20 protein-coding genes and 2 pseudogenes are annotated in these 26,224 nt (G+C 70.9%); 11 read left to right on the top strand and 11 right to left on the bottom strand.

The window, feature by feature from the left end; translation table 11 throughout:
* The first annotated feature begins 175 nt into the window (after positions 1–175).
* Positions 176–3,934 (top strand): S8 family peptidase, encoded by a 3,759-nt coding sequence (locus tag ACFY23_RS11920; protein ID WP_350677340.1) that lies wholly within the window; start codon positions 176–178, stop codon positions 3,932–3,934.
* A gap of 148 nt (positions 3,935–4,082) precedes the next feature.
* On the opposite strand, the gene ACFY23_RS11915 is transcribed toward ACFY23_RS11920, so the two are convergent.
* From ACFY23_RS11915 to ACFY23_RS11895, 5 genes are all read right to left on the bottom strand, one after another.
* On the bottom strand, positions 4,083–5,252 hold the full coding sequence (locus ACFY23_RS11915; RefSeq protein WP_350819435.1) for a hypothetical protein: 1,170 nt from the start codon (positions 5,250–5,252) through the stop codon (positions 4,083–4,085).
* Entirely contained in the window at positions 5,249–5,764 is a 516-nt protein-coding gene (locus ACFY23_RS11910; protein ID WP_350677345.1) for a SigE family RNA polymerase sigma factor, read from the bottom strand. Before ACFY23_RS11910 ends, ACFY23_RS11915 begins: the two co-directional genes overlap by 4 nt.
* Before the next feature lie 614 nt (positions 5,765–6,378).
* A complete protein-coding gene (locus ACFY23_RS11905; protein ID WP_350677347.1) occupies positions 6,379–7,746 on the bottom strand; it encodes a multicopper oxidase domain-containing protein in 1,368 nt (455 codons plus the stop codon).
* Positions 7,747–7,748: 2 nt separating this feature from the next.
* Positions 7,749–8,966: a hypothetical protein gene (locus ACFY23_RS11900; RefSeq protein WP_350677350.1), complete on the bottom strand. Its 1,218-nt coding sequence runs from the start codon at positions 8,964–8,966 to the stop codon at positions 7,749–7,751.
* A gap of 5 nt (positions 8,967–8,971) precedes the next feature.
* Positions 8,972–10,099, bottom strand: coding sequence for a hypothetical protein (locus ACFY23_RS11895; RefSeq protein ID WP_350677353.1), 1,128 nt, complete (start codon positions 10,097–10,099; stop codon positions 8,972–8,974).
* A gap of 189 nt (positions 10,100–10,288) precedes the next feature.
* Here ACFY23_RS11895 and ACFY23_RS11890 point away from each other — a divergent pair, with 189 nt between their 5' ends.
* Positions 10,289–11,095 (top strand): DUF2249 domain-containing protein, encoded by an 807-nt coding sequence (locus tag ACFY23_RS11890; protein ID WP_350677355.1) that lies wholly within the window; start codon positions 10,289–10,291, stop codon positions 11,093–11,095.
* 135 nt (positions 11,096–11,230) lie between these two features.
* Positions 11,231–11,680 (top strand): hemerythrin domain-containing protein, encoded by a 450-nt coding sequence (locus tag ACFY23_RS11885; protein WP_350677358.1) that lies wholly within the window; start codon positions 11,231–11,233, stop codon positions 11,678–11,680.
* 80 nt (positions 11,681–11,760) lie between these two features.
* On the opposite strand, the gene ACFY23_RS11880 is transcribed toward ACFY23_RS11885, so the two are convergent.
* Positions 11,761–12,780, bottom strand: coding sequence for a helix-turn-helix domain-containing protein (locus ACFY23_RS11880; protein ID WP_350677464.1), 1,020 nt, complete (start codon positions 12,778–12,780; stop codon positions 11,761–11,763).
* 88 nt (positions 12,781–12,868) lie between these two features.
* Between ACFY23_RS11880 and ACFY23_RS11875 the strand changes: the two genes are divergently transcribed.
* On the top strand, positions 12,869–13,504 hold the full coding sequence (locus ACFY23_RS11875) for an isochorismatase family protein (RefSeq protein ID WP_350677360.1): 636 nt from the start codon (positions 12,869–12,871) through the stop codon (positions 13,502–13,504).
* A 343-nt stretch (positions 13,505–13,847) separates the two neighbouring features.
* On the top strand, positions 13,848–14,762 hold the full coding sequence (locus ACFY23_RS11870) for an aminoglycoside phosphotransferase family protein (protein ID WP_350677362.1): 915 nt from the start codon (positions 13,848–13,850) through the stop codon (positions 14,760–14,762).
* 88 nt (positions 14,763–14,850) lie between these two features.
* On the opposite strand, the gene ACFY23_RS11865 is transcribed toward ACFY23_RS11870, so the two are convergent.
* Positions 14,851–16,266, bottom strand: a complete 1,416-nt coding sequence (locus tag ACFY23_RS11865) for an MFS transporter (RefSeq protein WP_350677364.1) — start codon at positions 16,264–16,266, stop codon at positions 14,851–14,853.
* The gene (locus tag ACFY23_RS11860) at positions 16,263–16,856 is read right to left on the bottom strand and encodes a helix-turn-helix domain-containing protein (RefSeq protein WP_350677366.1); all 594 of its coding nucleotides are present in this window, start codon (positions 16,854–16,856) and stop codon (positions 16,263–16,265) included. The genes ACFY23_RS11865 and ACFY23_RS11860 overlap by 4 nt, the downstream gene beginning before the upstream one ends.
* Positions 16,857–17,028: 172 nt before the next feature.
* On the opposite strand from ACFY23_RS11860, the pseudogene ACFY23_RS11855 reads away from it, so the two are divergent.
* Both ACFY23_RS11855 and ACFY23_RS11850 read left to right on the top strand, forming a co-directional pair.
* Positions 17,029–17,109, top strand: a pseudogene (locus tag ACFY23_RS11855) (aquaporin family protein); the annotation flags it as partial.
* A gap of 182 nt (positions 17,110–17,291) precedes the next feature.
* Positions 17,292–18,062 (top strand): ElyC/SanA/YdcF family protein, encoded by a 771-nt coding sequence (locus tag ACFY23_RS11850; RefSeq protein ID WP_387038474.1) that lies wholly within the window; start codon positions 17,292–17,294, stop codon positions 18,060–18,062.
* 156 nt (positions 18,063–18,218) lie between these two features.
* On the opposite strand, the pseudogene ACFY23_RS11845 reads toward ACFY23_RS11850, so the two are convergent.
* Both ACFY23_RS11845 and ACFY23_RS11840 read right to left on the bottom strand, forming a co-directional pair.
* Positions 18,219–20,094 (bottom strand): annotated as a pseudogene (locus ACFY23_RS11845) (BTAD domain-containing putative transcriptional regulator); the annotation flags it as partial.
* 278 nt (positions 20,095–20,372) lie between these two features.
* A complete protein-coding gene (locus ACFY23_RS11840) occupies positions 20,373–20,639 on the bottom strand; it encodes a helix-turn-helix domain-containing protein (protein ID WP_089011556.1) in 267 nt (88 codons plus the stop codon).
* An 89-nt stretch (positions 20,640–20,728) separates the two neighbouring features.
* Between ACFY23_RS11840 and map the strand changes: the two genes are divergently transcribed.
* On the top strand, positions 20,729–21,547 hold the full coding sequence (gene map / locus ACFY23_RS11835) for a type I methionyl aminopeptidase (protein WP_350677369.1): 819 nt from the start codon (positions 20,729–20,731) through the stop codon (positions 21,545–21,547).
* 164 nt (positions 21,548–21,711) lie between these two features.
* On the opposite strand, the gene rarD is transcribed toward map, so the two are convergent.
* Positions 21,712–22,659: an EamA family transporter RarD gene (gene rarD / locus ACFY23_RS11830; RefSeq protein WP_350819436.1), complete on the bottom strand. Its 948-nt coding sequence runs from the start codon at positions 22,657–22,659 to the stop codon at positions 21,712–21,714.
* 270 nt (positions 22,660–22,929) lie between these two features.
* Between rarD and ACFY23_RS11825 the strand changes: the two genes are divergently transcribed.
* The 3 genes from ACFY23_RS11825 (at position 22,930) to ACFY23_RS11815 (ending at position 26,216) form a co-directional block, all read left to right on the top strand.
* The gene (locus ACFY23_RS11825; protein ID WP_350677373.1) at positions 22,930–23,619 is read left to right on the top strand and encodes a GntR family transcriptional regulator; all 690 of its coding nucleotides are present in this window, start codon (positions 22,930–22,932) and stop codon (positions 23,617–23,619) included.
* Between the two features lie 285 nt (positions 23,620–23,904).
* Positions 23,905–24,750 carry an ATP-grasp domain-containing protein gene (locus ACFY23_RS11820; protein WP_350677375.1) on the top strand — a complete coding sequence of 282 codons (846 nt, stop codon included), beginning with the start codon at positions 23,905–23,907 and terminating at the stop codon, positions 24,748–24,750.
* A gap of 287 nt (positions 24,751–25,037) precedes the next feature.
* Positions 25,038–26,216, top strand: coding sequence for a low temperature requirement protein A (locus tag ACFY23_RS11815; protein WP_350677378.1), 1,179 nt, complete (start codon positions 25,038–25,040; stop codon positions 26,214–26,216).
* Positions 26,217–26,224 lie beyond the last annotated feature (8 nt).

The following is a 26,224-nucleotide window of genomic DNA, read 5'->3' as shown; positions in this document are numbered from 1 at the left end:
GCCCGACGCGTTGTTCACATCTGACATCTCGCCGCGGTCACAACGTGGCCGGCGCATGGATCGGAACAGTGGCGAAGTACTGCCAAGGCGCAGAACCGCCAGCCGTCATCCGTATTCCGCGAGACGATGCGCTGCCACGATCCGTGCAGACCACGCATTCGCGGAAGGAAATCGCATGTCTGTCCACCACCGATGGGCCCGGTTCGGCCGGGCCGTGGGTGTCGTCGCCTTGACGGTGGGCGTTGCCGCCGCCGCGGTGCCGGCCGCCGCGGCGGCACCGCAGCGGCCCATCGTCGGCTCGGCGTCCGGCACGGCGACCCCGGCCGGTACACCGGTCACACTGATCACCGGCGACCTCGCCGTGTACTCCGTCGATGCCGCGGGCCGCCCGTCGGCGTCGCTCGTCCCCGGCCCGAACGCCGACCCGGACGGCTACATCACCCGCGTCTTCCGCGGTGACGTCTACGTCGTCCCGGCCCGCGCGGTCCCGATGATCTCCGAGGGCACCCTCGACGAGCAGCTGTTCAACGTCAGCGCGCTGGTACGCCAGGGCTACGACGACCGCTCTGCCGCGGCCCTGCCGTTGCTCGCCACCTACGGGGGCGCGGTGACGCGTACCCGTCAGGCGCCGCAGGCCCCGCAGGGCGCGACCGTCGAGGCGACCCTGCCGGTCGCGGACGCCGTCGCCCTGTCGGCGGACAAGGAGCAGGCCGCGGAGTTCTGGCGCGATCTGACCGACGGTGACGGGCCGAGGATCGCGAAGCTGTGGCTGGACGAGCGGGTCAGCGTGGCGATGGCCGAGAGTGCCGCGCAGATCCACGCCCCGCAGGCGTGGGCGGCGGGTTTCGATGGGACGGGCACCACGGTGGCCGTCCTCGATTCCGGCTACGACGGCAAGCACCCGGACCTCGCCGGGCAGGTGGCCGGCGCGAAGAACTTCACCACCGACTTCGGTGGCGCCGACGTGGACCTGAACGGGCACGGCACACATGTCGCGTCGACGGTCGCGGGCACCGGCGCTGCCTCCGGCGGCGTCGAGAAGGGCGTCGCGCCCGGCGCGAAGCTGCTCATCGGCAAGGTGCTCAACAGGTACGGCCAAGGCCAGGAGTCCTGGATCATCAACGGCATGCAGTGGGCCGTCGACCAGAAGGCCGACGTGATCAGCATGAGCCTCGGCGGCAGCGTCGGCACCGACTGCACCGATCCGATCGGCGTCGCCGCGCAGGCGCTCGCGCAGCAGAGCGCCTCGCTGTTCGTGGTCGCCGCCGGAAACTCGGGCCCCACGCTCCAGACGATCAGCGCGCCCGCGTGCGCGAAGGACGTTCTCACCGTGGGCGCCGTGGACTCCGCGGGTCAGACCGCACGGTTCACCAGCCGTGGCCCGGTCGCCGGCACCCACACCGTCAAGCCCGAGATCGCCGCTCCGGGTGTGGAGATCCTCGCGGCCGAGTCCGGCACCGGCCGGTACACCCGGATGTCGGGCACGTCGATGGCGACCCCGCACGTCGCCGCGGTTGCCGCGTTGCTGAAGCAGAAGCACCCCGGCTGGACGGCGCAGCAGCGCAAGGCGGCGCTGATCTCGGCGGCGACGCCGAGCACCACGGGCCGGGTGCACGAGGTGGGCGCCGGTGTCGTCGACGCGCTGCGCCCGCTTACCGCGACGGTCGTCGGCCCCGGTGTCGTCGACGCGGGCTCGTACGCCTGGCCGCACCTGCACCAGCCGAAGACCACGACGACGGTCACCCTCACCAACACCGGTGACAAGGCGGTCGCGTTCGACCTCGCGATCGCCGGAGCCACCGCCGAGAACGGAGCGCCGCTGCCGAAGCGGACGTTCGCGCCCGGGATCGGCACGGTCACCGTCCCGGCGCACGGCACCGCCGAGGTGCCCGTCGTCCTCGACCCGGCCGTCAACCTGAGGGCCGCCGAGTACGGCGCGATCGGGGCCCGGCTCGTCGCCACCGCAGCCGACGGCAGCACCGTCGTCACCGCGATCGCGGCATACCTGGAGCCGCACGCGGTCACCGTGAAGCTGAAGCTGATCGACCGCCGCGGCGAGGCGCCGGCCACGCCGTCGTTCGTGGACGTCGTGGACGCGGACCGGCTGACCGCCCTGCGGTTCGCGTCGTTCACGACCGAGCCGACGCTGCGGCTGCGCGAGGGCCGCTACTCGATCAACGCCGTGATCGCCAGCCGTGACGCGGGCACCACCGGGGCGAACGGCTTGGTCCACTCGGTGACGTTCATGGGCGACCCGGAGTTGGTGGTCAACAACGACGACGTCGACCGGACCATCACCTACGACGCCCGGACGGCGATCCGGCAGAAGGTCACCGCCGAGCGGCCGATCGAGGCGCAAAGTGTCGCGCTGGAGTACGGCCGCTGGTGGGACACCGCGTACATCAGCGGCGGCTACAGCGGCGGGAAGTCCGTCGACGAGGTCTACGTCGGCCGCACCACGCCGGTCACCGACGGCGGGTTCCAGCTGGGCAGCTACTACCGGCTGTACGCGCCCGAGCTGGTTCTGCGCACTACCGGCGGGATCGCTCTCAACCCCGTCTACGTCGGGCCGAGCCGGCTCCAGGCCGGCGTGCCGACCCGGTTCGACGGATCCGGCACCGCCGAGCTGGTCGACGCCGGAGCAGGCAGTCAGGCGGAGTTGGCCGCGGCGGCCGGGAAGATCGCGCTGGTGCGCTCGACCGATGTCGCGAAGGTCCTCACCGCCGCCGCGGCCGCGGACGTCAGGGCCGTCCTCTTTGGACGGGACGAGCCAGGCCGTTGGTCCGCGGTCGCCGCGTCGACGATCCCGGGTCTGACGGTCACCGCTGTGGAGGAGTCCGCCCTGCGGGCTGCGCTGGCCGCCGGACCGGTGACGCTGGCCTGGGACGCCGTCGTCACGAGCCCCTACGTCTACAACCTGGCGTCCGCGGACGAGCGGATGACCCAGCCGGACGTGCCGCTGCAGGTCAGAGCGGAGAAACTGGCCCGGGTCGACGAGCGGATCCATTCCACCCGCACCGACCGGGTCATCGTCGACGGAATCCAATTCTTGCCGGCGAACTACCCCAGCACCGTGTCGCTCGTCTCCGACGCTTTCGTCGTTCCGGTCGAACGGGCCTCGTTCGTGACCGCCGGTGTGCGGACCCAGCGCTTCATGGGCGGGGCGAGCGTCCGGGACGAGACGATGTTCGCGGCGCCGCGGACCGCCGAGGCGGGGTCCGTCCGGTCGGAGGACTGGTACCGCGGCCCGATGCGCTCGACCGGCACCCGGCGGGCGGACCTGTCGGCGGAGCGCATCGCCGAGAGGCAGGAGGGCCAGATTGGCGCGGCGATGCTGGTATGGGGTGACTCCGAACCCGACCATTACGGCTTGGGCGGCTTCGGCGACGTCGGCAACGCGGAACTGTTCGCCGACGGCGTCAGCCTCGGGCGCAGCGCTTGGCCGCAGGGGATCTGGGACGTGCCGGACGCCGACGCGGCCTACCGGCTGCGGGTGACGACCATGCGGTTCAACCCCGGGCCCAGCCACCCGAACTGGAGCCTCTTCTACGGCACGGAGACGGAGTTCCGGTTCCGGTCGCAGCGGCCGTCCGACAACGGCCTCCACGCCCTGCCGATCCTGGTCCCGTCCTACGACATCGCCGTCGATACGCGGAACCTGACCCCGGCGACCGCCGGGTTCGAGATCGGCTTCGGCGGTGCCGGTCAGCGTGACTACGACGCCGGGCAGATCACGGCGGCCCAGGCGTGGGTCTCCTTCGACGACGGGACGACGTGGCAGGAGGTGACTGTCACCCGAAAGGGCGCCGGGTTCGTCACCACTGTGGATCAGTCGGCGGCCGCCGGAAAGAACGTCTCCCTGCGCGTTGACCTCAGCGACGAGCACGGCAACGGCGTACGTCAGACGATCATCCGGGCGTACGGCGTGCGGTAGCGCGCGGCACCCTGGACGGGGAGCCCCGGGCCGCGTGGCGGCCCGGGGCTCCCCGCTACTCCCCGCAGCAGCGAAGACGTGCCGTTCGGGCGAAAGAGCAACGATGCGGCTGCAGCTCACTCTTGGCAGCACGGGCGGTGTCGACGCCTTAGCGGCGGCAGTGCCACACCAGCGGCCGGTGCACCTGGTTCTCGTAGACGGCACCGACCACGGTCAGACCGTCGTCGCTGATCCCGTTGGCCGTGTACGTGCCCGGCTCGGTCGCTCGGACCTCGGGCCGGCCCGGCAACCGGCGAGACGTGCCGTCCGGGGCGACGACCAGCGGCGCACCGTCGCCGACCAGCAGGTCGCCGTTGCCGGCGATCCCGGTCGTCCCCGGGAACGGCAGCAGGCTCACCGCCCCGGTCGTGAGGTTCCAACGTACCGGCAACATCTGCACGGCACCGCCCTGCTGGACGCCGGGAACCATGCCGATCGCCCACTCGCCGTGCGCCGAGTCGACCGAGGCGCGCGGGTAGCCGTCGGGCACCGCCAGCGCCGCCCCGACGCCCTGCGGCGTCCACCGGTAGGGCAGTTGGCCCATCACGCCGACGACCGTGCCGTCCTCGGTGATCCCGGTCGCGGCGGATCCCGACCGGCCGACCAGCCGGTACTCCTGCGGGCGGTCCGCCGACCACAGCACGGCGTGGTGCGCGTCGCCGGCTCCCGTGGCGGTGCCGGCGATGTCGCCCCGGCCGTTGACGGCGTGCACGAGGACCATCTGGTAGCCGGGCGGGGTGGCCAGGAAGCGCAGCTTCCCGTTCCGGTAGACCCATCCGGTGCCGTCGCCGTTGGTGCCGACCACGACGCCGTCGGCGTTGACCGCGGCAGCGTGCCGCGCGGCGGCCGGCAGGACGCGTGCCTTGCCGTCGGTCCACAGCACGACCCGCCCGTCCTCCTGCCCGGTGCCGATCTCGCCGACGACGTACCGCCCGGTGGGGTCGACGCCGTTCGCCACCGCGACCGGACCGTCGATCGGCTGCGGCAGCCACGACGCCTCACAGGTGACCGGCGAGACCGGGCCGGCCGACACGGTCCCGGCCGCTGACGCCGCGAGGGCCGGGGTGGCCGGAGCCGGCCGGCCGGCGGGCCCGCCGAGCTGGACGGCGCCCACGACGCCGAGCCCGGCCATCACCGTCACCGCAGCGATCCCGCCGACGCGGCGGCGCTGGCGGCGACGCCGGCCGTCCCGGACCGCGCGGCCTACGTCAACCCGCGGCTCAGGAACCGGCGCCGCTTGCAGCAGTGCAGCCATCCGCTGGTCGTCCAACGTGGTCATCTCGGATTCCTCCCGGACATCTCGGTGACGTCGAGCACCTGGCGGACCGCCACCAGCGCCCGAGCCGTCTGCGATTTCACGTTGCCGTCAGAGCAGCCCATCGCGGCGGCCGTGTCGGCCACCGACAGGTCACACAGGAACCGCAGGACCAGTACGGTGCGCTGGCCGCGGGAAAGGTGGGCGAGCGCGGTGACCAGGCTGTCCCGCTCGGCCAGCCCGTCGTGCGGCGTGACCGGCGGGCGCTCTGGCTCCGGCATCGACCCCAGCAGCCGGACCTTCGCCCAACTCAACCGCTTCTCGTCGACGAGCTTGTGGACCAGCATCCGGTGCACGTACGCGTCGACGTTGTCAGCCCGGCTGACCCGGCGCCAGTTCACGTACAGCGCCGTGATCGTCTGCTGCACCACATCGTCGGCCAAGTGGGCGTCGCCGCACATCAGGTACGCGGTCCGGTGCAGGCTCGGCAGTCGCGCGGAAACGTACTCCACGAACTCACGCTCGGCATCCGCCATCGGGGCTCCCTCCTCCGCAAGCTCGACGGGCCCGGACGACCGTGGGGTTGCGTCAAGGCCGAAGTTCGGCGGGGTGCCAGATCAGCGCCGGCGACCGTAGCACCACCGACCCGCTCGGCCCAGAGGACCGCTACCGAGCGTGATCGCCATCAAATCGGTCAGCGCGTGCGGACGGCGGCAGATGCAACGATGGCCACTGGTACAGCTTGCCGCGCTGGTTCCGCGCGGGAGGTTCTCAACCGTCCCTGGCGTACCGCATGACTTCTGGTTCACCCGCCCTGAGGTGGGCCAAAACCGTCACGGACGCCTGCCGCACCGCTTCGGGACCTCCACCCTCAGACATGCACGCAATCACGGCATGACAGGAGGGTGGGTCGGCGGCCCTCCTGTCGCCCCTGGGTCGCTGGATCTGTCGCACATCACCTGGCAGAGCTGCGTCGTACGTCAGCCGTCGGACCACATGTCGGCTCAATGGCAGCGTCGTCATGACCGGCCCGGCTGTCAGGCGGCGTACCGACCGCCGACAGTGGCGGTCCATCCGCCGGGGAGGTCGGCCGGGACGGGCCTGCACGAGCCTGACGTGGCCGATGGCGTCGTCGCCGCAGCGGTAACTGTCAGGAGGGCGTCACCTCGAAGATGCCCCGGGCACCGCGTTCGGCGTCGACCATGGCGTGACTGACGAACGGATAGTGCCCGGGCTCGGGGAAGACCATCTCGACGAAGCCGCCGGCGGCCGGAGTCAGCGAAAGCACCTGAGCCCCGCCGGGGTCGGCCGGCCGGCTCTCCCACCGCCCCTCGCGGTAGACGGTGTCGAACTGGGCGCCGACGACGTGGAAGGAGCTGTCCCGGTTGGGGCCGGCGTCGAGCAGCCAGACGCGGACGCGCTCGCCGGCCCGCGCGGGTAGCGGCCGGTGGGCGTACTGGGCGACGTAGCCGTTGAAGACGACGGCGTCGGGCCGCTCCGCCTGCATCTTCGCCAGATCGCCGGGCTCGCCGTCGCCGCCGAGGTACAGCTCGGACTGCACGAGGACGTACTCCCGGTCGACCTTGGGCAGGTCGGGCGGGTCGATGATCACCGCGCCGTACATGCCGTTGCCGATGTGGTGCAGCATCGGCATGGTCGAGCAGTGGTACATCCAGATGCCGGCCCGGGTGGCGGTGAACCGGTAGGTCAACCGCTGCCCGGGGTCGATCGGGCGCATCACCTCGTCCGGGGCGACCGCACCGGCGTGGAAGTCGATCCCGTGGTCGACGGTGCCGTCATTGATCAGGGTGATCTCGAAGGTGTCGCCGACCTTGCCTCGCAGCACCGGCCCGGGGACCATGCCGTCGAACGTCCAGAGCTTCTGCCGTACGCCCGGGGCGACCTCGCGCTCGACCTCGCGCACCCGCAGTTCCCGCTTGTGCAGGCGGCCGGGCGGGGCGGTCGGCGCGGCGGCGTCCCGGGCGGTGAAGGTCGCCGCGGGGGCAGCCATCGCGTCGACGCGCGGCGCCTCCGCGCCGGGCGTGGTGTGCCCGCTGTCGTGCCCGGCGCCGGCCGGCGCGTCGGTGGTCGTGATCGTCAGCGTCATGCCGGCTTGGCGGTGCCCGGGCAGGGAGCACCAGCCCGCCACCGGTCCGCCGATGACGCCGGCGTCCAGGCGCGCGGTCGCCCCGCGGCCGATGGCGGAGGTCCGTTGGCCGGTGGCCAGGACGAGGTCGTGGCGGCGGTCGTCACGGTTGGTCACCTCGATGACGAGGCGGTCGCCGCTCGGCACGGTGATCCGGTCCGGTTGGAACCGCATTCCCTGCGCGACCACGGAGACGGTGGTGGTGCGCCCGGAGGCCGGCACGGATCCGGTCGCGGTCGTGGCGGCACCGGCCGGTGCGGTGGAGAGCCGCTGGCCGGCGACGCCGATCAGGACGGCGATCAGGACGAGGGTGAGGCCGACGGCGACGCCACCGAGGGGGCGGATCGGCGTGGTGGGGTCGGGCCCGGACACGGTTACCTCCGCGCGGCGAGTAGGACCCGCACGGCCGGCACGAGGAACTGCACCAGCGCGGCGAGGATCAACAGTGAGGTGGTGATGCGAACGAAGGGGGGACTCGGCAGGGCGAACACCACCAGGGCTCCGTTCGCCATCGCCACCCGTTGCGGCCAGTTGCGGTCGAGGATGGCGATGCGGCGCCGCGCTGGCCCCGGCCCGCCACCGAGGACCACCGGCAGCAGGTAGCTCAACGACCCGATGAGGACCTGCGCGACGAAGCCGGCCAGCAACGGGACGAGCACGATCCCGAAGCGGTCCGCCGCCATCTCCGGTCCGGTGCTGGTGAGCAGGGTCGCGGTGTCGACGGCGAGGGCGACGAGCAGCCAGCCGGCGGCCGCCGCGATCGACCAGGCGGCGAAGGAGGCGGGCGGCCGGGCGCGGGCGGCGGTGACGGCGGGGCGCAGCGCGGTCAGCGCGCCGAGGACGAAGATCACCAGGCCGACCCCGATGACCGTACGCCACCAGGCGAGCAGCCCGACGCCGAGCAGGACGAGTCCGGTGGTCAGCAGTGGCAGGGCGAGCGTGGCGGCGTGGGCGGCGCCGGCGGCCATCCGGGCGCGCAGCACCGTCGGCCAGAGCGTCAGCAGCGTGCCGAGGACGGTGAGGGTGACCCAGCCGAGCAGGTTGACGTGGGCGTGGAAGAGCGTCAGCCGGGGACGAGTGGCGTCGTCCACCACCAGCATCCAGGCTCCGACCGGGATGCCGATACCGATGGCGAGGGTCGCCGCGAGGTAGTAGTGGACGGTGACGATGAAGCGGCCGGGCAGTGCGGCGCGCAGGCGGCCGGCCAGCCAGTGGGCGTGGGCGGCGATCGCGGTGAAGACGAGGGCCGCGCCGGCGACTCCCACCCACGGCCGGCCAACCAGGGCGCCGACCAGCACCGCCACCACGCCGACATTGAGTACGGCGAGACGTGCCGTCTCCCCGCGGCGGTTCGGCGGCGCCGGGGCGCGCAGCACGGCGACGGTGAAGTGGGCGCTCCACACCACGATCGCGTTGGTCACCGCCCCGAGCAGGAGAAGGTGGATCGCCAGCCAACGCCACGAGGGCAGGAACGGATGACTGAAGGCGAGGACGACCAGTCCGGCCAGGTACGCCATCGGCAGGGCGGTCACCCGCCGGTGCCAGCCGGCCCGGCCGGTGCCCGTCGACGGCGTGGTCGCTCGGTCCGTCACGGCCATCACCTGACCGCGACCGGAACGGGTCGGGTCGGCGACGTGTCTCGGTTCCTGGGCGGTCGCAGCGAAGACACCGCCGCGAGGCCGACGAAGGCGAGGACCGCGAGGACGTTGACCACGCCGGCGCCACGCCACACCGGCTGCACCCGCAGGGCGTCACCGATGACGACCCGCACCAGGAGGGAGGCGTGCAGCAGCGCCAACGGCGCGTACAGCAGGCGCCGGTACGGCAGGGGCCGGCGCAGCACGGCCGGCAGGATCACCGGGGCGTGCACGAAGATCATCGACATGGTGAACCCCAGGAAGACGGCGTGCAGGGTGGCGTCGTAGCGGGGGCCGTCAGCGCTGGCGCCCGCCCCGGCCCAGAGCAGGCCGGCCAGTCCCAGCCAGGCGTAGCCGGCGAGCAGGCCCAGCGCCACGTACCGAGGCAGACCGCGGCTCCGGACGGTGCGGCGGGCGACGTCGAAGACGGCGAGCCAGGCCACCACGGCGAGCAGTCCCGCGCCGAACAGGTACGGGCCGACGCCGGGCCAGACGGCGGTGGCGGTCACGCCGGCCATCAACGCCGACAGCGCGCCGAGGAACCACCGACCGGCGCGCGGGGGCAGCGCCACACGCGCCAGTTCGAAGCGTTCCCCCGCGATCGTGGCCACCACGAACGTGGCTAGCCACGGCACGATCTCGGCCACGGTGAGTCCGGCGAGCCAGAGCAGCGTGGCGGCGTACCAGGCCAGCGCACCGGCAGCCTGGGCGAGCAGCGCGACGCCCAGCTGACGCCGCCAGATCTGCCGGTAGACGCCGAGCAGGAGGACCGAGGCGGCCATCAGCAACAGGCGGGCGGCGAGGCTCGGCCCGGTGAGCACCAGCAGCAGGGCGCCGCCGCCGGAGCAGGCCGGCGCGAGCAGGGCCCAGCGGTCGCCCAGGGCCACCGCCCGCTCGAGGGCGATCAGGGTCCCGACGAAGCCGAGGACCATCAGCGGTCCGTGCACCTCCGCCAGTTGCCCCGGGGGCGCGGGTACCCGGGTGCCAAGCAGCAGCAGGGCCGCGTACAGACCGGTGAGCAGGGCGACCCCGCCAGCGGCGAGGGCTGGCAGCCGCCAGGCGACGGGCGTCGACCGGGGCGTGGTCATGACCGGTCCGAGCCGGACGATGCCGGTGGCAGGGACAGCCGCGCGAGGTTGGGAATCGCCACCCGGCTCTGAATGCCGAGGGCCTGGCGGCGGGGAGTGTCGATTGTCTTCCCAACCGGCCCTTCTCGACGGGTTTTCACGATAGTTAACGTTACAACGTCAAACGGCATCAAAACCCGGGAGGGCGCCATGTCACAGTCGGAAGCGACCGCGGACCGCCAGGCGGCCGAGGCGGTCGTACGACACCACGCCGCACTCGCCACCACCCTCGGAACGCTGACCAACCACCTGGTGGAGGCAGCCGGCCGCGGCGACGACGCGGAGGCGATGCATGCTCGCGACGAACTCGTCCGATGGCTGCACGCCGAGCTGCTGCCGCACGCGCACGCTGAGGAGGCTGCCCTCTACCCCGCCGCGGCGGCACTCGCCGAGGGAAAGCTCCTCGTCGACGGCATGCTCGGTGAGCACAGGGCGATCGTCGGGCTCGTCTCCGAACTGGCCGTCCACACCCGCGCGGTGCCCGCGGCAGCGGCCGCTCGCGCACTCGCCGCGCTGTTCGCCGTACACCTCGACAAGGAGAACCACCTGGTCGTACCGCTACTGGTCGAAGCCGCGGACGTCTCGCTCGCGGGGTTGCTCGCCGGCATGCACGACCTGCTGGGCACGGCAACGCCGGCCGCCGGGGGCGGATGCGGCGGCGGCTCCTGCGGTTGCGGCGGGGACGCCCCGGCCGGCGCGGGCGCGGCACCGGTGCTGAGCATCGACCCCCGGCTGGACGTCCGGGACCTGCCGCACGGGCAGCGGCACGCCACCGTGCTCGCCGCCCTGGACGGGCTGCGGGCGGGTAACGCGCTGGTCCTGGTCGCGCCGCACGCGCCCCGGCCGCTGCTCGCCGAGATCGACCAGCGCTACGGCGGCGCGGTGACGACCGAGTGGCTGCAGCACGGCCCGCAGGTGTGGCAGATCCGGCTGAGCCGGCCGCCCGCACCCCGCTGACCGGCGCGACGACGGATTGCGGGACGCCGGGGCGATGTGACCAGCGTCCCGGCGCCGGCGGGTCTTTCGGCCTGGCTGGCCATGCCGCACCGGGTGAACGATCGAACCGCACCTGGAGGAGACAGGGAGAAGAACATGTGCAACTACTGCGGCTGCCGCGACTTCCCGCTGATCGGCCGGCTGTCGGCCGAGCACGACGAGATCGCCAACGCGGCCGGCGAGCTCCGCCGGGCCATCCTCACCGAGGCCGACGACCGGCTGACCGCCCTGGACGCCTTGCTCTCCCTACTGTTGCCGCACACCACGACCGAGGAGACCGGCCTCTTCGTCGAACTGCGCGAGGAGGGCAGCCTGGCCGAGGCCGTCGACAAGCTCTGCGCCGAACACGACGACATCCACGGCGTGCTCGGTGCGGTGGACCGGACGGCCCCGGACTGGCCCGCCGTGCTCGCCGCCCTGGACCGGCTGCACCGGCACATCGACAACGAGGAGCACGGGCTGTTTCCGGCCGCGGTGATCGCCCTGCCCATCCCGGCGTGGGACCGGATCACCGGCACGGCGGAGGTCGATCCGGCGACGACGTAGGTACGGGTACGCCGGGAGCCCGTCTCGCCCCCTTCAGACGTGAGCACCCAGCACGTGGATTCGGGCCACGCCGTTCGGCGCTACGAGCGGGAGCCTCCCGCAGGGCTGTCCGCGGTACGGGCGTCGAACCGTCGGCGGTACTCCGACGGCGAGGTGTCGAAGGCGGCGGCGAAGCTCTGCCGCAGCGTGACGCCGCTGCCGAAGCCGCACGCGGCAGCGACCTGGTCGACCGACAGTTCCGTCGACTCCAGCAGACGACGGGCCTCGTCGAGACGCTGACGCTTGACCCAGACGGCCGGAGTGACGCCCGTAGAAGCCTGGAACGCTCGGATGAAGGTGCGCCGGCTCATGTGCGCGACGGCGGCCAGCCGATCGACCGTGAGGGGTTCTGCCAGGTGCCGCAGCGCCCATTCGAGCGCTCCGGCGATCGGGTCGTCGGAGGAGTGCGGAGGTAGCGGTCGTTCGATGTACTGCGCCTGCCCGCCCTCACGGTGCGGGGCCACCACGAGACTGCGCGCCACCCGGTTGGCCGCCGCCGCACCGAGCCTGCTGCGAACGAAGTGCAGGCATGCGTCGATCGCCGAGGCAGTTCCGGCGGACGTCAGCACGTCCCCGTGATCGATGTACAGAACGGAGGCATCCATGTCGACATCGGGGTGGCGGGCGGCGAGCATGTCGACGGCCTGCCAGTGCGTCACGGCCGCGCGTCGGGACAGCAGGCCCGTATCGGCGACGGCGAAGGCCCCGAGGCACAGCCCGGCGACCGTCGCGCCGCGGCTGTGGGCCCTCGTCAGAACTCGCTGGAGCGCCGGCCCGGCAGTACGGCCGTCCTCGAACCAGGAAGGGACGACCACGACATCGGCCTCCTCGGCCGCCGCAGGGCCCCGTACCTCGCCGAGCGTGTAGCCCTCGGCGGTACGAATCGACCCAGCGCGGTCCGAGAAGAGCATCGTCTCCCAGTTGCCCAGGCCCTGTCGCGCGACCTCGTCGAAGACCAACTGCGGCACAGAAAGGTGGAACATGGTGACGCCGTCGAAGGCGTAGACGGCGATCCGCAGCGCGTTCTCGGAGGTTGGCACGAATCCATCGTAACGCTGCACGCGTGCCAATGGCCGGCGCGGTTCACAGCCCGCAGACTCGATGCGTCGCCCGCGAAGTCGGCGGCAACGAGACCAAGGAGCACAGGCCATGACCACCCATCGCCGCGCACTCATCCTCATCGACGTGCAGCAGGACTACTTCGGCAGCGGCCCGCTGGAGATCCAGTACCCGCCCCACGCCGAGTCGCTGCCGCAGATCACGTACGCGATCGACGCGGCCACCGCCGCGGGCGTTCCCGTCGTCGCCGTGCAGCACACCATGGGCGAGGACGCACCCGTGTTCAACCCCACCCAGCCCGGCTTCCAGCTGCACCCTGAGGTCGAAAGCCGCCGCACGGACGAGTGGAAGTCCGTCGTCAAGCAGTACAGCACCGTGTTCGCCGGCACCGACCTCCTCGCCTGGCTGCGGGAACGCGACATCGACACCATCACCCTCGTTGGCTACATGATCAACAACTGCGTGCTGGCATCCGCCGCAGAGGCCGAGACCCACGGCCTGGCCGCCGAAGTCCTCTCCGACGCCACCGGCGCGATCAACATCGCAAACGAGGCCGGCTTCGCCGACGCGAAGACGGTCCACACCACCCTGCTGGCACTGCTCAACTCGAACTTCGCCGCCGTCGCCGACACCGCGACCTGGTCCGAGGCCGTTGCCGCCGGCCGGCCGCTGCCCAAGTCCGACCTCGCCACCTCCGCCGTGGCGGGCGCGCAGCACGCCGCGTAGGCGCGATCCGCGCCACGCCTTCCCGCCCGCGCGACTGACACCCGTCGCGCGTGGCGGGGCCCACATCAACCCTCTCGGCGTACGCGCGGAGGGTCATCTGTGACAATTCGGTGTCGCAGGCCAGGCCCCGGTACGGCGTCGACGCCGGCGGCGAGCGTCGGCATGATGGGCGGGCGCAGAACGGGGCCGGCGGTTGAGCCAGCGCAACGGCGGGTCGGGTTTCACCTGCTCGTACCCGCCTGGCCTTGATCGGTCCGGTTCACCTCCCTCTCGATGCCGCAAGAGGAGGGCACCTTCCGCTGCGGGGTGAACAGGCGGCGCTGCAGGACTACCGTTGCTCCGCATGGCCCACGTCGAGATCGAGATCACCGCGGAGCTGGTCCGGGATCTGGTACGCGACCAGCACCCCGACCTCGCCGATCGCCCGGTTCGGCTGGGCGCGCGTGGGTGGGACAACCAGATGTGGCGGCTCGGCGACGACCTGGCCGTCCGGCTTCCCTGGGCGACCGGGTCAGCGGACGCGCTGCTGCGCAAGGAGTACTCCTGGCTGCCCACGCTTGCCCCGCGCCTTCCGTTGCCGATCCCCGTCCCGCAGCGATTCGGCGAGCCCTCCGAACGGTTCCCTCGGCCCTGGCTCATCACCACCTGGGTTCCGGGCACACCCGCCGACCGGACCCCCGTCACGCGAGCCTCCGACGCGGCCGAATCCATGGCCACCTTCCTGACGGCTCTCCACCAACCCGCCCCCAACGGCGCGCCCGCAGGCCGGGACCGCGGCGGGCCACTGACCGACCACGCCGAGGGATGCGCCAAGGCGCTCACCTCCGCCACCGCACGAGGGCTGATCAAGGACCCGGACGCCGTCCGCGCCGTCTGGCACGACGCGGTCACCGCGCCTCAGTGGACGGGCCCGGCGCTATGGCTCCACGCCGACCTGCACCCGGCCAACGTCCTCACCGCCGACGGCACCTTCTGCGGCGTGATCGACTTCGGCGACCTCTGCGCGGGCGACCCTGCATATGACCTCGCCGCCGTGTGGCTCCTGCTACCGGACGACACCACCGACCACTTCTACGCCGCCTACCAGCCGGCCCCGGACACCGCCACCACGCGCCGCGCCCGCGGCTGGGCGATCGTACGCGCCCTCAGCGGCATCCTCATCGGCGACGACGGCGTCCACGGCCGTCCCGGCGGCAAGCCCACCTGGGGCCCACCCGCTCACGCCGCCCTGCAACGCCTCACCGCCACAATCCGCTGACCCTGCCACCTCGCGCCATCAGCGGCGCCGAGACAGTGCCACTCGTGGTGCGATGCGCTGCACCTGCTGTTCCCGATGGCAGCAGCATCTACCTCACGTTTCCCGCTCCAGATCCATTCGGCGCAGCGGCACGGGGTCCTGCCTCGGAAGACGCCCCCTCATCGCGGTGAGCTGGTCCAGCTGATGCAGGAGGAGGTTCTGGTCGATTGTGCGGGCCGGGCGGTGGCTCGCCCTGCCGCACCTCGCCAGGCGGGGTGCCAATCGCCGCCTCGTCGATGGTGGCGATGTGACGCACCGGCGAGGCGAGGAGCCACAGCACGGCGAGGACACCGCCAAGGCCGGCGACGACGAGCGTCGGTCCCAGGCCGATGGTGGTGCCCAACCAGCCGCCGACCAGCGCTCCAAGCGGCCTGATCCCGTAGTTGACGGCGCTGTACGCGCCCGCCCGGCGCCCCCGCGCGTCGTCGGGCGTGACCGAGGTGAGCAGGGCGTTGAGGTTGACGTCCATCAGCATCACACCGACGCTGGAGACCGTCCCGATAGCCGCGAGCGCAGCGATTCGGGCCCAGGTCGGGCCGGACACGAACGCTGTCAGCGCCAAGGGAGCGGGAAAGAGAACCACTCCGATCATCGCGGTGCGGCCCAGCCCGATGGCGCGCGAGACCCGGGGTGCCAATGCCGCACCAGCCAGCCCACCTACCGCGCCGCCGCCGAACGCGATGCCGATAGCGCCGGCCGACAAACCAAGCTCACGGCTGGCATACAGTACGAGCAGCGCGTTGGCCATGAGGGTGAAGAAGTTGACCGTGCTGGTGCAGCCGAGAGCGGCGCGCATCACCGGATGACGCAGCACCAGGACAAGTCCGTCGCGAACCAGGCCCAGCGTCGATGACCGCGTTGGGGCGGGCCGGGCCTCGGTCACCGGGATCCGGCCGATCAACAGCGCGGAGCCGAGGAAGGACACCACGTCGACGAGGACGGCGACCGGGGCGGTGAGGGCTTGGACCAGGCCGCCGCCGAGGGCCGGCCCAGCCACGAACGAGGCCGCACGGCTCAGACTCAGCCTGCTGTTCGCCTCGACATAGGCCGACGGCGGGACCAGGGCGACGAAGAACGCCTGGCGTGCCATGCCGAACAGGACCGCACCGGCCCCGGTGAGCAGGGCCACCAGATAGAGCTGGGTCAGCGTGACCGCGTCCAGTAGGTAGGCCACCGGGAGGCTGAGCAACACCGCCGCGCGGATCAGGTCGGCCACGATCAGCAGACGGCGCTTGTGGGTCCGTTGATCTACCCACGCGCCGACGAACATGCCCAGCAGGTTGGGTAGCCAGATCAGCGCGGTGAGGATGCTGACCTGTGCGGGCGTCGCGGCGAGGGCGGTGACAGCGATCAGCGGCAGGGCAAGTTCGCTGATCCGGTCGCCGAAGTTGGAGATGGTTTCGCCGATCCAGAACGTCCGGAACCGTCGGTTGCCGCGCAGGGGCGCCGTGCTGGTGGCCGTCATGACGGCGCCGGGTCGTCGCCGGGATCGGGCAGCAGATAGCGCAGCATCCTGACGACCCGCGCGCCGTCCGGCGACTGGCCGCCCTTGCGCCGTACGTATGGCGCGAGCAGCGCTTCGATCTTCTCTTCGAGCTGCCGCAACTCGTCTTCGGTGACGACGAACTGGGTGTCGGCCATCCCCGCCAGGGCTCGCCACTCCGGGCTCAGCCTAGGCTCGTCCCGCAGTGACCACTGCAACGGTGCCTCTGCGGATCGGGCGAACATCTCGGCGCGCAACTGCCGCGCCGCGTCCTGGCCCTCTGCATCGTCGGGCATGGTGAACCGAAAGCCCTTACCTGCCGCCTGCCACCACCGCTCGCGCTTACTCGTCGCGCCATCCCAGTCGGTAACGAGACCGAAGGAAGCGAGGTGCCGCAGGTGCCAGCTCACCACCGACGGCGTGGCACCGACGTACGGTGCGAGCTGGGTGGCCGTAGCCGGGCCGTGTCGCTGCAACCGATCGAGCAAAGCCAGTCGTACGGGATGAGCCAATGCCCGCAGCGCCTGCGGAGCGGTCAGCTCCACATCTCCGTACGGATTCGTGAGAGACATGTTTCGAAAGTAGTCTCTCAGGTCGGTATCCACAATGCCGTCCCGCACCCGAACCCTCATCGCCCTGACATCGACGTCTGGCAGCACGGCACGAGCCACTGCCACCAGCGCTGCTGCCCTTCCCCGGCGATGACGTCAACAACTGCCGTACGCGCTTGACAGTCCGGTGGAGATGGCCAGCGCACTTCGGCGGCACCTGCTGGCCGAGTTCGTCGGCACCGCCCTGCTGGTCACCGCCACGGTCGGCTCCGGACCGGTCGGCCGGGCACCTCTGGTTCGGCGAGGTCGGGGCCACCACGGGGCTGATCCTGCTGATCTTCGCGCTCGTCAACGCGACGCAGACGCGACGGATCCTCCGCTTCGCTGAGCGCCCTTTGACAACTAGGCCGTGTCTCACCGGGCCGAGGGTGGAACGGGGCTGGAAAGATCGCCCGCATGGCCGCCCTCCCCCCACCCGACGACCTGGCGCCCCTGGTGGTGAGCACCGACTCCGACAGCGACGCGGGCCGGGCGGTGAATCCCGGCAGAGCGACCCCTCGGGTCGTGGGTGAAGAGGATCTCGCCGGCTTCGCAGCCGGCCAGTTCGTGGAGGTGATGAAGGCCCTGACGGTGATCCTGACCCTGCCTCAGTCAGCCGCCGACCGCGTGGACGCACTCGTCGTAGCCACCGGTCAGGGCGAAGAGTGGCGCCTCACTCATGCGATACGTAGCTGGGAGGCGAACCCGCGAATCCGTCATCTCCTGGTGGCGAACGGGAACCCGGCTGAACGAACCTATGTCAGGATCACGCTCGACTACCTGCGGAGCCTCGGTCTCCGTCGCGTCAACGGGCTCTGCCTCCAATCCGAGCCCGCTCCCAACACCGGCCTGCAGGCCGCTTGGATCGCCGACCAGGCCCGAGCCCGCGGCATCACCAGCCTCGCGCTCGTCGTCTCCCCCTACCACCTGGCCCGCGTCTACCTCACGGTCCTCAAGGCCTTCACCAGGAGTGGCGTACGCCTTCCCGTCATCCCGCTCCCCGTGGCCGTTTCCCCGGACACACCCGTCCCGGAGAGCGGAGCGACCGCCTACGACCTCGTACCCGGGGAGGTCAAACGCATCCTCACCTACATGAACAACGGTTGGCTCGCCACACCGGCGGAGGCACAGCAGTACCTACAGTGGCTGTGGAGCCGTCATCGCGCCCTCCTCGTCGGACAGTCGTAGGCCCTTCAGCCTCGCGGCCGAGGCCGCGGTGGGCCGGCGTACCGCTTCCCCCGCCGCCCGTCAGCCTCCTGCGGGCTGAATGCGGACTGGCCGGGCGGGTGTGACCTGTGGATGGGCCTTGAGACGTACGGTCCCCAGGGACCCCGCCGAACTGAGAGGGCTGGTCGGCACGGCGAAGCTGCGGCTCGGCGGTCTCGGTGAGTTCGGTGAAGTATGCGAGATGCGCGTGGCGCGCCAGGTCCGACTCCCCCGCCTCGGCGAGCCGGTGCGCGGCGTACTCCTTGATCGTGCCGAGCATGCGGTAGCGCAAGGTGGCGTCATCCTCGGCGACCAGCAGCGATTTCTCGGCCAGCGCGGTGAGCAGCTCGAGCACCTCCTCCCGCTCGACCGCGTCGTCGGCGCAGACCCGCTCGGCCGCTTCCAGGCTCGCCCCGCCGGAGAACACCGAGAGCCTGCGCAGGACCGTCCGTTCGGCGTCGGTCAGCAGTTCCCAGCTCCAGTCGACCACCGCGCGCAGGGTTCTGTGCCGGGGCAGCGCGGTGCGGCTGCCACCGGTCAGCAGGCGGAACCGGTCGTCGGGCCGGTTGGCGAGCTGGTCGATGGACATGGTGCGCAACCTGGCCGCCGCCAGTTCGATCGCCAGCGGCATCCCGTCCAGCGCCCGGCAGACGCGCGCCATCGTCGACAACGTGTGGGCGTCGACCGCGAGATCCGTGCGCACCGCGCTCGCCCGGTCCCGCAGCAACCGGACGGCGGGAGAGGACTCGATCTCGCCAGGGCCGGCGTCCCCGTCCGGCAGGGCCAGCGGCGCGACCGGCCACAGCGCCTCACCGGTGATGCCGAGCGGTTCCCTGCTCGTCGCCAGGATCCGCAGCCGCCGGCACTTCCCCAGCAGCCGATGGGCGAGCGTCGCCGCCGGCTCGATCACGTGCTCGCAATTGTCCAGGATCAACAGCGCGTCCCGCTCGCGGACCGCGGCGATGAGCCGGTCGATCAGCTCCCTGTGCGGTGCCTCGCCGAGCAGAGCGTCCCGGAGGCCGAGCCCGGCGAGCGTCGCCTGCACCACGTCACCGTCGGCGCCGATGGCGGCGAACTCCACCAGCCAGGCGCCATCCGGCAGGTCGTCGAGCAGCCTGCGCGCGGTTTCCGTGGCCAGCCTGGTCTTCCCCGAGCCGCCCGGCCCGATCAGGGTGGTGAGCCGGTGTTCGGCGACGAGTGCGCCGACCGCGGCGACAGCTTCGTCCGTGCCGATGAAGCTGCTCAGCTCGGCACGCAGATTGGCCTTCCGGTTCTCCTCACGCCGTCCCCACTCGCCCCGCAGCAGCGCGACGTGCAATGCCGAGAGCTCTGGTGAGGGGTCGACGCCCAGCGCGTCGGCCAGCGCCTCCCTCGTGCGGTCGTAGACGAGCAGCGCCTCGGTGTCGCGGCCGGCCACGGCAAGGGCACGCATCAACGCGATGACGAGCCGTTCTCGCACCGGGTGGGCGGCCACCAGGTCGGTCAGCTCGGCGACCAGCTCCGCGCCGTGGCCGAGGCTGACCTCCGCGTCGAACCGATCCTCCATGGCGGTCAGGCGTAGCCTCTCGAGCCGGGTGACCGCCGCGTCGAACGCCGTACTGTCAGGTAGAACGACGTCCTGCATGGCCGCACCGCGCCACAACGCGAGGGCCTCGCGCAGCCGCCGTACCCGCTGCGGGCCCTCGCCGTCGCGGGCCTGGCCGACGAGACGTTCGAACCGTACGGCGTCGACGGCGTCGGTCTCCACCGTCAACCGGTAGCCGTCCGTCTGCCCCTCGACCAGCCCCTCCGGCAGCACTTTGCGCAGCCGAGAAACCAGGCGTTGCAGGGCGTTCGCCGCGTCAGCCGGCGGGTGTTCACCCCAGATCCAGTCGACGAGTGTCGCCTTCGGGACTACCTGACCTGGCCTGAGCGCGAGGGCGACCAACAGCCCGCGCAACCGCGCGCCCGGCACGTCGGCCAGTACGCCGCCGTCCGTGCGGACCTCGAACGGTCCGAGCATCCCGATCTGCACCTGGCAGATCTTGCCACGGGCGAACGACAGGCTCACACCGCTGACGCGGCGCAGGAGTCGTCGAGGTGAGGGCACCTGGGCTGGTGCGCTGACCACGCCTGGCAGGCTGCCTGGTGCTGATGATGTCCGTACACGGATCACCCAAGGCGTCGCCGGCGTCATCGCCTGGTCCCTCTTCCGGCGCAGGCATCAAGCCGCCGCCTGGACCAGCCATTACACCCGCCAGGCCCTCACGAAGCCTGAAACGGATCTCCTACTGAGTACTAGGCCGGCTGGTCTTAGGACGCCTGGCGGATGGGCATGTCGGCCAGCCAGACGTCGGCCAGGTCGCTGAGGGGGACGTCGAGGGCCTGGCTGAGGCAGACCACAGTGCCGAACGCCGGTGCGGGAAGGCGGCCCGCCTCGATCTTGCGCAGCGTCTCGGGGGAGATGCCGGCTGCCAGGGCCACCTCGACGAGGCTACGGCCGGCCCGCGCGGCCCGGAGGGCGGCTCCGAGGCGCTGGCCCGCTGCGATCTGTTCGGCGGTGAGTGGTTGGCGCACCATGCGAGCAGGATATCCCTCCGGAGCATCCCAACCTGACGTGGTATAAAAATGCCGGTATAGAAATACCGCATCCGGGGAGGGAGACTGTCGTGATCGAGCTCAAGTCCACCGACGAGATCGGCCGGATGGCGGTGACCGGCCAGTTCGTCGGCGAGCTGCTCGCCGAGCTGAGCGGTGTCGCCGCCGTCGGCGTCAACCTGCTAGACCTCGAACACCACGCCCGCCGCCGGATCAAGGAACGCGGCGCCGAATCCTGCTACTGGGACTACGCCCCATCGTTCGGCCGCGGCCCGTTCCGCAACGTGCTGTGCCTGTCGGTCAACGACGCGGTGCTGCACGGCCTGCCGCACGACTATGTTCTGCGCGACGGTGACCTGCTCAGCATCGACATGGCGGCCAGCATCGACGGCTGGGTCGCCGACTCCGCGCTCTCCGTCATCGTCGGCACTCCCGACCCGGCCGACCTGAAGCTGATCGAGGCCACCGAGGTCGCACTGGAAGCCGGCATCGCCGCCGCCCAGCCCGGCGGCCGCCTCGGCGACATCTCCGCCGCGATCGGCGAGGTCGCCCACTCCTACGGCTACGGCGTCAACGCCGAGTTCGGCGGCCACGGCATCGGCCGCACCATGCACGAGGCCCCACACGTCCCCAACAACGGCCGCGCTCGCCGCGGCCTGAAACTCGACCCCGGCCTCACCATCGCCATCGAGCCCTGGTTCTGCCGCTCCACCGACAAAATCAAGTTCGACAACGACGGCTGGACGATCCGCTCCGCCGACGGCTCCCGCACCGCCCACTCCGAACACACAGTCGCCATCACGGCCTCCGGCCCCCAGGTCCTGACCCGCCGCCCCACTCACGGCGCCACCTCGGCCGACCCCACCAAAAAGCCCGCCACAGCCTGCTGACCCACTTCCCGCCTTGGGGCGTGACTCAGGGCGTTCCGGGTGGGCCTGCCGCAGCCTCTTCCGTCGAGAGACTCGCGTTGAGTACGACTGACGAACGGACAACCTGCGAATCTCACACCCCGGCAGCCACTCAGACCGTTGAAGGGGTTTTCTTCGACGAGCGCTCACGAGGCGAGGTGTTTCGATCGCGCCAAAGGGCGTTTTCGGGTGGATTCGATGGCGAGCAGAGCGAGCGCGAGCGCGATCGGGCCGTAAATGAAAGCGTCCGATTGTGTGGCGTGTTCACCGAGCAGGCTGATCGAGATCACGACGAGCAAGACGGGCTCGAGGTAGGTGAGGAGGCCGAACAGGCCGAATGGAAGGACGCGGCTCGCTGCGAGATAAAGCACGAGCGCGGCGCCGCTCACGAGGCCCAAAAGCACGACAGCGAGAAGGAGAACTGGGGTTTGCATGAGCGTTGCGAATGCATCCGCCGCCGTCAGAAGCCAAGCCGCGACAGGCACGAGGACTACGAGTTCGAGGCACAAGGCGCCGCTGCTGTCCAGTCGCCAGCGCCTGCGGAGTGTGAAGTAGAGAGGGTAGCCGAGGGCCACCACGAGCGTGACCCAGGAGAGGCCACCCTTGAGGATCAGCGCGGCGAGGACTCCGATGACGGCGGCCCCGACCGCTGCACCTCGCATGACTGAAAGTCTTTCGCGGTGGACGAGGATGCCGAGGACGACCATGACCAGGGGCAGCAGCAGGTAGCCGAGAGCGGCGTCGAGCCCATGTCCGGACTTTGGCGCCCAACCGAACAGCCATAGCTGCACCCCCAGCAGGAGCCCATCGAACAAGAGCGCGAAGGCGAGCGGGGGTCTGCGTCGGATGCGCGAGGTCACGTTGACGACATCACGCCACTGCGCGGTGGCCGCGAAGATCGCGGCGACGACCGGGAGCGTCAGGACGACTCGCCAGCCGAACACCTCGCTACCACTCAAAGACTCAAGCAACGGCGGAAGGAGGAACAGGACCCCGAACAGCACGGACGCCGCGACCGAGGCGAACACTCCACGGGTCGCCGTCCGCGTTGCCGCCGGCTGCTCAGTCACAGCCGCACGGACCGTCACTTCCATCGCTCCCCTACAACCCGCTACCGACACAGGGCACTTCCCGAGCAGCTCACACCCTGCCACTCATCTGATATATCTATCGCATGTCAACGGCTGGTACGCGCCGGGTCCGGGCATGTGAGACCCAAGGCACGAGCGCGGAGTGGAACCAGTGGAGCAGTAGCGGGCCCTGCGCAGCGAACGGCAGCTCACCCCAGACCACGTCCACCTCCGTGAGTGGTCGACGCTCAGCTCCGCCATGCTGAAGCATCCGACAGGTGGTGAGGAGCGAAGATGAGCGATCAAGCTGGGCGGGGCGCGTCTCCTGGTCAGCCGAACGCTGGTGGGGCTGGCGAGTCGCTTGCTGACTATGCGACGAGGATGTTGCGTGATCGTCTTGTCATGTTGGAGATCCCGCCAGGCGCTCCGATCGATGACGATTTCGTCGGTCGGGAGCTCGGTGTTGGACGAACGCCCGTGCGAGAGGCGATCAAGCGGCTAGAGACGGAACGTCTGGTCACGGTGTTCCCACGCAGAGGGACGTTTGCGGCGCCAGTTAACCTGACCGACTTGGCGGAGATCTCTGAGATCCGCGCGGAGCTTGAGCCGCTCGCAGCATCGAGGGCAGCACAGTTCGTGACACCCGATGGGCGCGGGCAGATGAAAAGCCTGATCGAGGAGCTCAGGGCACTCGATCTGGACCGCACACCAGTGAGTGGATTACTGCGGCACGATCGCGAGGTGCATCGGAGCATCTATGCCGCCAACGGCAATGGCCATCTTGCTGAGGCGCTCACCAGATACGGGAACCTCTCGACACGGATCTGGTGCATGGTGGCCGACCGACTGGCGAACGTGGGCGAGCACATCACCGAACACATCGCGCTGCTGACTCACATCATGGATGGTGACGCCCAGGCCGCAGCAGACAGCGCCCGCGCCCACGTCACATCATTCGAGCGCCTGGTGCGCTCGGCGATCTAACCCTCGAAGTCATGTCCGGGGAGAGGCAGGCGACGCTCATGTCGGGGACGGCCCCCGCGTGTGCGGGATCGATCTCGGCTGGACCCTGCCGCCGGCCTACCTTCCCGGACGGCGTCCGGCCACAACCCAGGCAGTCCGTCCGAGTCCGGTTGGGGCCTCGCTGGTCTGGGCGTCGCGCGGCTGAAGCCCGCCGTCGCGCCGGCTCGCCGGGGGGAACCTCGCTGTCTGCTGCCGCGAGGATAATCCAGGCGACGGTAGGGTGGCGGATCGTCAGAATCGTGAGGCATGACCATCGCCGCCCCGGTCGCCGACTTCCTGATGTTGCCTCCACGGCTCGACCGCACCGCCGAACTGCTTGCCGAATCGGCCCGGCAACGAGGCCTGGCAGTGGAGCAACTGTCCGGCCCGGTCGTGCCGGCCCGGCTGCGGCGTGCCGTCGGCGGGCACCTCTACGGCGGGCCCAACTTTGCTGGCGCGCTCGCTGCGGACCTCGACCTGGCCCTGCTCGAACCGGCCGACGGCTGGCTGGCGCAGCTGCCGTACGAGTACACCCACCGCGACATCACCCTCACCACCCTCGGCGAGGCCCGCTGGTCCCGTACGCCCATGTTCGTCAAGCCGCCCCGGGACAAGATCCTGACGGCTGGCGTCTACGCCGACGGCTCCCGCCTGCCCGGTAACGAGCGTTACCCGGCCGACACTCCAGTGCTGGTCAGCGAGATCGTGACGTTCCTGGCGGAGTACCGGTTGTTCGTCCTGGACGCCACGGTGCACGCCGCCAGCCGCTACGCCACCAACGGCCGGCTCGACCCGGCCCCCCTCGACGCCTGCGCACACGGTGCCGCCGTGCTCGAGTTCGCCGCCAGCCTGCTCGACGCCTGCGCCGACAGGCTGCCCAGCGCCGTCGTCGTCGACGTCGGTCTCGCCAGCAACGCCGACCGCGGCGACGAACACTGGGCCGTGGTGGAGGCGAACATGGCCTGGTTCAGCACAAGCTACGCCGCCAACCCCGACCACGTCCTCGACGTGGTGCTTCGCGCGGCCGGACCACGCGACCGCCTGACGTCCCACGACAAGGCGTTCACCCGACCTCCCACCCCTGCCGGACAGCAGCCCCGGCGACCTGGCTGACCAGCGTTCCGCCGCCTCCGGCGATTCCGAGCGCAAGACACAGCGAGACAGACCACCACACCGGTCTGCCACCGACCGGCGTCGATAAGGAAGATCAGGCCGCCTGTCCGTCGTCCGAGGGCGAGGAGGACGAGATGACGCAGCCCAGACACCCGAGCTTCGGGCTGGCCGGTGAGTTCCCGTGCCGAGCCGGGGAACCATAGGTTCCTACCCCCCATCTGAGGTGTGATGTTCGTGTGTGGGGACGGGATGGCTGGCGGGGACGTGGCGGCGGTCGGGCTACGGGGATGCTGCGGGAGGAGGGCAGCGGACAGCAGGCCACGTTCGTTGAGCTGTTCTTCGACCTCGTGATGGTGTTCGCGTTGACCCGGCTGGTCGAGCAGGCGGTACCTGGGTTCGACAGTCACAGCTTCAGCGAGCGGTGGGCGAACATCGGCCGCACTCTGCTGCTGTTCGCGCCGCTGTTGTGGTTGTGGACCATGACGGCCTACATCACCAGCCGTTTCGAACCGAGACGCGCGGGCACGCAGCTGGTGGTGCTGGGCAGCGCCCTCGGGCTGCTGATCATGGGCACGGCGATCCCGCAGGCGTTCGGACGCGACGGGTTGGCCTTCGCGCTGCCGTTCGTAGTGGTGCAGGTCACCCGGGTGGCTGTCATAGCGTTCGGTCTCGGCTCGCACAGCCTGCGACGCCTGTACTCGCGAATCCTGGTCTGGTTTTGTATCGCCGCCGTGGGCTGGATCGCCGGCGCGCTCACCGACAGCGGGGCTCGGGTGGCGCTGTGGACGGCGGCGGTGGTGCTCGACCTGGGTGCCGCTCGGCTGGGGTGGCCGGTGCCCGGCCTGGGACAGGGGCGGGCCACCGTGTGGCAGGCCGGCGGCCATCACCTCGCGGACCGGTATCCCCAGTTCCTGCTCATCGCCCTCGGGGAGAGCATCCTCGCCGTCGGGAGCGTCTACACCTCCGGCCCACGCGCCCTCTACGAGACGCTCGGACTACTGGTGGCGTTCGCCACGACGGTACTGCTCTGGCGCATCTACTTCTTCCGCGCCGGAGCACTACTCGGCGAGGCCCTCGACAAATGCCACCACCCTGCCAGTTGGGGACGGCACGTCGGCTTCTCCCACGCTCTCATGGTGCTAGGCATCGTGGCCACCGCGATCGGTTTTGACCTGGTGCAGCACCAGCACACCAGCTACACCTACCCGCCCTGGTTGACGATGATCACGGGCGGGCCGGTCATCTTCCTGGCCGGCCGAGCCCGCCTGGAATACCTCGTCTTCACCCGCGTGTCCCGCCGCCGGATCATCGGGATCACGCTGCTGCTAATCCCCACCCCGCTGCTGTCCCACACTCCACCGCTGACGGCCGCCAGCCTCGCCGCCCTCGCCCTCCTCCTCGTCGCCGCACTCGACAAACGTCACGCCAGGCAACGACCCCCCGAGCATCCCAACCCAGCCGGCTGAACAGTGAC

The sequence above is a fragment of the Micromonospora sp. NPDC000121 genome (assembly GCF_042899165.1).
Lineage (GTDB): Bacteria > Actinomycetota > Actinomycetes > Mycobacteriales > Micromonosporaceae > Micromonospora.
Note: the sequence above shows the minus strand (reverse complement) of the source record. Positions and strands in the feature narration are given on the sequence as shown.

Excerpts from the sequence above, each read along its gene's own strand:
- ACFY23_RS11920 (WP_350677340.1), top strand. The coding sequence starts at position 176 with ATGTCTGTCCACCACCGATGGGCCCGGTTCGGCCGGGCCGTGGGTGTC.
- ACFY23_RS11915 (WP_350819435.1), bottom strand. The coding sequence starts at position 5,252 with ATGACCACGTTGGACGACCAGCGGATGGCTGCACTGCTGCAAGCGGCG.
- ACFY23_RS11910 (WP_350677345.1), bottom strand. The coding sequence starts at position 5,764 with ATGGCGGATGCCGAGCGTGAGTTCGTGGAGTACGTTTCCGCGCGACTG.
- ACFY23_RS11895 (WP_350677353.1), bottom strand. The coding sequence starts at position 10,099 with ATGACCACGCCCCGGTCGACGCCCGTCGCCTGGCGGCTGCCAGCCCTC.
- ACFY23_RS11890 (WP_350677355.1), top strand. The coding sequence starts at position 10,289 with ATGTCACAGTCGGAAGCGACCGCGGACCGCCAGGCGGCCGAGGCGGTC.
- ACFY23_RS11885 (WP_350677358.1), top strand. The coding sequence starts at position 11,231 with ATGTGCAACTACTGCGGCTGCCGCGACTTCCCGCTGATCGGCCGGCTG.
- ACFY23_RS11875 (WP_350677360.1), top strand. The coding sequence starts at position 12,869 with ATGACCACCCATCGCCGCGCACTCATCCTCATCGACGTGCAGCAGGAC.
- ACFY23_RS11870 (WP_350677362.1), top strand. The coding sequence starts at position 13,848 with ATGGCCCACGTCGAGATCGAGATCACCGCGGAGCTGGTCCGGGATCTG.
- ACFY23_RS11865 (WP_350677364.1), bottom strand. The coding sequence starts at position 16,266 with ATGACGGCCACCAGCACGGCGCCCCTGCGCGGCAACCGACGGTTCCGG.
- ACFY23_RS11860 (WP_350677366.1), bottom strand. The coding sequence starts at position 16,856 with ATGTCTCTCACGAATCCGTACGGAGATGTGGAGCTGACCGCTCCGCAG.
- ACFY23_RS11850 (WP_387038474.1), top strand. The coding sequence starts at position 17,292 with ATGGCCGCCCTCCCCCCACCCGACGACCTGGCGCCCCTGGTGGTGAGC.
- ACFY23_RS11840 (WP_089011556.1), bottom strand. The coding sequence starts at position 20,639 with ATGGTGCGCCAACCACTCACCGCCGAACAGATCGCAGCGGGCCAGCGC.
- rarD (WP_350819436.1), bottom strand. The coding sequence starts at position 22,659 with ATGGAAGTGACGGTCCGTGCGGCTGTGACTGAGCAGCCGGCGGCAACG.
- ACFY23_RS11825 (WP_350677373.1), top strand. The coding sequence starts at position 22,930 with ATGAGCGATCAAGCTGGGCGGGGCGCGTCTCCTGGTCAGCCGAACGCT.
- ACFY23_RS11820 (WP_350677375.1), top strand. The coding sequence starts at position 23,905 with ATGACCATCGCCGCCCCGGTCGCCGACTTCCTGATGTTGCCTCCACGG.
- ACFY23_RS11815 (WP_350677378.1), top strand. The coding sequence starts at position 25,038 with ATGCTGCGGGAGGAGGGCAGCGGACAGCAGGCCACGTTCGTTGAGCTG.